Origin of the sequence: Pseudoxanthobacter sp. M-2 (assembly GCF_046156265.1) — a bacterium.
Lineage (GTDB): Bacteria > Pseudomonadota > Alphaproteobacteria > Rhizobiales > Segnochrobactraceae > CAMDHY01.
Genome location: NZ_JAWDIR010000037.1, coordinates 1 through 2439, shown reverse-complemented (window position 1 = coordinate 2439; position 2439 = coordinate 1). Strand labels below are relative to the sequence as shown.

The 2439-nt window shown below is 66.7% G+C and carries 2 protein-coding genes and 2 pseudogenes; 3 read left to right on the top strand and 1 reads right to left on the bottom strand.

Features of this window, described 5'->3' with window-relative positions:
- The 3 genes and pseudogenes from RUR49_RS17600 to RUR49_RS17590 all read left to right on the top strand — a co-directional run.
- The coding region (locus RUR49_RS17600; RefSeq protein ID WP_409147711.1) for an integrase core domain-containing protein at nt 1–124 on the top strand (124 nt) is incomplete at its 5' end.
- An 84-nt stretch (nt 125–208) separates the two neighbouring features.
- Complete coding sequence (locus RUR49_RS17595; RefSeq protein WP_409147710.1) at nt 209–478, top strand: hypothetical protein; 270 nt, start codon at nt 209–211, stop codon at nt 476–478.
- A pseudogene (locus RUR49_RS17590) lies at nt 468–848 on the top strand (transposase); the annotation flags it as partial. The gene RUR49_RS17595 and the pseudogene RUR49_RS17590, both read left to right, overlap by 11 nt.
- A 44-nt stretch (nt 849–892) precedes the next feature.
- On the opposite strand, the pseudogene RUR49_RS17585 reads toward RUR49_RS17590, so the two are convergent.
- Nucleotides 893–2112: pseudogene (locus tag RUR49_RS17585) on the bottom strand (IS256 family transposase).
- Nucleotides 2113–2439 lie beyond the last annotated feature (327 nt).

Genomic DNA, 2439 nt, shown 5'->3' with positions numbered 1-2439 from the left:
CCGGCCGTACCATCCGCAGACGCAGGGCAAGGACGAGCGCTTCCATCGCACGCTGAAGGGCGAGGTGCAGGAGGGCCGCAAGTTCCGCGGCCTCGCGGAGGCGGAGGCGGCCTTCGCAGCGTGACGGGAGATCTACAACACCCGCCGGCCGCACGAGGCGATCGGCCTCGAGGTGCCGGCCAGCCGCTACGAGGCGAGCCGCCGGACGATGCCCGAGACGATCCGGTCGCCCGACTACGAGCCGCAGGCGGCCGTCCGCACCGTCGGCAGCGGCGGCCAGATCTCCTTCCAGAACCGCCGCGTGCGCTGCCCGCAGGCGGTCATAGGCAAGCGCGTCGCCCTCAGGGCGACCGACTGCGACGGCATCTTCGACCTCTGCTACCGCCGCCATGTTCTGGCGCAGGTCGACCTGCGCCAGAACATCATCCGACCCGTCCACCATGTCCCCGAACACCCGTCAGCCTTGACCCCGGTCTGAACAGGGTGAACGGCCGCCCTACGACCCGGTGCTCATGTTCAAGATTCTCGTCATGCAGACGCTCTACACGCTCTCGGATGATGAAACAGAGTTCCAGATCCGGGACCGGCTGTCGTTCATGCGCTTCCTCCGGCTGGGCCTGGAGGATCCGGTGCCGGACGCCAAGACGATCTGGCTGTTCAGGGAGCAGTTGACCCGGGCCGGCGCGGTCGCCGAACTCTTCGCCGACTTCGACGCCTGGCTGAAGGGCCGTGGCTACCTCGCCATGTCCGGCCAGATCGTCGACGCCTCCATCATCGCCGCGCCGCGCCAAATGAACACCGACGCCGAGAAGGCGGCGCTGAAGGACGGGCGGATTCCCGAAAACTGGGCGGGGACTGTCAGGATTTCCGTGTGCGGGCGGCGGGTTGAACATCAGGCGGCCATTGCCCTGTCGAAGCGCTCACCTAAGATGACGGCGAACTGGGCTTTGGCCATGCACCACTCACGCGGGGCCAATTTCCATTGCTTCTCGGAGCGGTTCAAGACCAGGAAGAGCAGCTTCATCGCGACCTCGTCGGTCGGGAAGTGGCCCCTGGCCCGAACGGCGCGACACAGCATGGCGTTCAGGGCCTCGATCTCATTCGTCGTGTAGAGGATGCGCCGGACGTCGGCGGGGAGGGCGTAGAAGGGCACGACCTCGCTCCAGGCCCGCCGCCAACTCTGGACAATGGCCGGATAGCGGCGACCCCAGTGCCCACCCTCGAAGGCGCCGAGGGCTGCCTCGCCGGCTGCCGCATCGACGGCGCGGTAGATATCCTTCAGCGCTGCGGCGACGGGCTTGCGATCCTTGTAGGAGACGAAGTCCAGGCTGTGACGCAAAAGGTGGACGATGCAGGTCTGCACCGTGGCGTCGGAGAAGACCGCTCGGATCGCGTCCGGGGACGCCCTTCAGACCGTCAATGACGGGGAGCAGCAGGCCCTCGACGCCGCGGTTGCGCAGTTCGTTCATCACCCTCAGCCAGAACTTTGCGCCCTCGTTCTGCTCGAGCCAGAGGCCGAGGATCTCCTTGGTGCCGTCGGCGCGCACGCCGAGCGCATTGTGCACCGCCTTGTTGCGGACGATGCCCTCTTCGCGGACCTTGACCCTCAGCGCATCAAAGAACACCAGCGGATAGACGGGCTCGAGCGGCCTCGCCTGCCAGGCGGCAATCTCCTCCAGCACCGCGTCGGTCACCGCGCTGACGAGGTCGGGCGACACCTCGAGGCCGTAGAGCTCGCGCAGATGGCCGATGATCTCGCGGGCGCTCATGCCGCGCGTACATCGATACGATCTTGTCATCGAAGCCGGGGAAGCGGCCCTGGTACTTGGCGATCATCTGCGGATCGAATGTCGCCTCCCGGTCGCGGGGGATCTCCAGCTCGATCCGGCCGGTCTCGGTCGTCACCGCCTTGCGGCCTTAGCCGTTGCGGCTGTTGCCGGCGTCGTCACCGCTGAGATGATGGTCCATCTCGGCGTTCAGCGCCCGCTCGGCCAGCGCCTTCTTCAGATCGTCGAGCAGGCCATTCGCATCGAAGGCCGTCTTCGGGTCCGCACCAGCGAGCAACTGGTCAAGCAGGGCGTCGGGAATGCGGGGGGCTTTGCGTCGTGCCATCGGGAACCTCCATCGGATCCACTATGGCCGCCCACACTCGGAAATCCTGACAGTCCCCGCGCCCGACTGCGCAACCCTTGCCAGCTCCAGCGGGCGCGCTCACCATGGCGGACTCGCCCCGCATGAACTAACAATCCAACCGGACCACCGATGTGGGGCAGGTCACCGGCGAGCAACTGGTCAAGCAGGGCGTCGGGAATGCGGGGAGCTTTGCGTCGTGCCATCGGGAACCGCCATCGGATCCACTATGGCCGCCCGCACATCCTGACAGTCCCATGGGTAGTCTCCGAGGGCTGGCGGCGGCACTACAACACCGTCCGCCCTCAC

Coding starts and splice junctions, on each gene's coding strand:
- RUR49_RS17595 (WP_409147710.1), top strand. CDS start 209: ATGCCCGAGACGATCCGGTCGCCCGACTACGAGCCGCAGGCGGCCGTC.